This window comes from Vibrio sp. 03_296 (assembly GCF_002265885.1).
The window spans coordinates 1-1,097 of the sequence record NZ_NPKW01000815.1 but is presented as its reverse complement, the minus strand read 5'-3'; the positions used below and the strand labels follow the sequence as shown (position 1 = coordinate 1,097).

At 48.2% G+C, this 1,097-nt stretch carries 1 protein-coding gene and 1 pseudogene; both read right to left on the bottom strand.

Annotated elements, in window-relative coordinates; all coding sequences use genetic code 11:
• Positions 1 to 145: 145 nt before the first annotated feature.
• Positions 146 to 660 (bottom strand): annotated as a pseudogene (locus CIK04_RS34540) (glycyl radical enzyme domain-containing protein).
• Positions 661 to 698: 38 nt separating this feature from the next.
• The coding region (locus CIK04_RS34535) for a glycyl radical enzyme domain-containing protein (RefSeq protein WP_325205934.1) at positions 699 to 1,097 on the bottom strand (399 nt) is incomplete at its 5' end.

The following is a 1,097-nucleotide window of genomic DNA, read 5'->3' as shown; positions in this document are numbered from 1 at the left end:
CCCGACTCACTTTCCCTTTCTTGTTGAACTGAACAGCTGACATTTTGATGTTCAGTTACATTCTGCCTCGCTCTTGATACACAGGCGTTGTTTCCATACTCACGATACGCGGACGTCGCGCGAGTATGCGGTATTTTTTGCTGCTTCAGCACCTAGGAAGGTGGTTGTTGCTGTCGCGATGCCCAATTGAGACGAACTTCTCAATGTCTGACAGCTTGACCATGTAACCCGTTACGCGCACCAAATCGTTACTTGCAACATTGGCAGTAAACTCTCGGTAACCGGCGGCTAAGGCGCCTTTACAAAGGTTATACATTGCCTCCGGGTTGTCTTTGACGTTTCATCGATAGTCAAAATATCGCTGATACCCGATGGATAGAAAGCATGATGCGGCGCGTTTGCTAACACATAGCTCACCGGATCGGGCTCATGCCCATAGGCGATTCTCACTCCTGGCGTCACATCAATATCTAAGCTAATGCCCCCCTGAGCGTGCAGCAGTGCGCGTTGTTGCCAACCGTATTTGACTGGCCGCTCTTCAAGCAATTGAGCCAGTTTTCTGCGAAATCTGCACACCCAACTGATTGGCTTGTGAATCGAGTCCCATATTGACCTGATAACGACGATTTCGTTTGCTAACGTGTCAACCGCTTCCGCCATACCATTAGATGCCAAACATAGGCGCAAAACGCTGTTCATCAATCAAGTTTTTCTTCAACCAAGAAGCTGGTAAAAAATCCTGACTGTTCATGCAAATACGTGGTTCGCGCATCAATAAGTTCAATGGCGAGATCCACATAACGTGGCAACACGGCCTGCATAAAATCGCTTACCGACTCAGCGCGCAGGGCCACTTCTTTAAGGTTTAAACGCACTAAGGTGTTCGCACCACCGGCCAATGGCAACGAGTTGTAACAACTGACGATACCAAACTGCTTATCGCCGTAAGTTTGCCGCATTGCATAGGGTAAGTTGCGGATATGCGGTTTACTGCACTCACAAATGTTGGTGCAAGCCACTCTGAGCAGATCATCTGGCGTAACATTAGGGTCGTACATAAAGGTTAAGTTCGGTGCAATTTGCTTGAGTTCAGCATC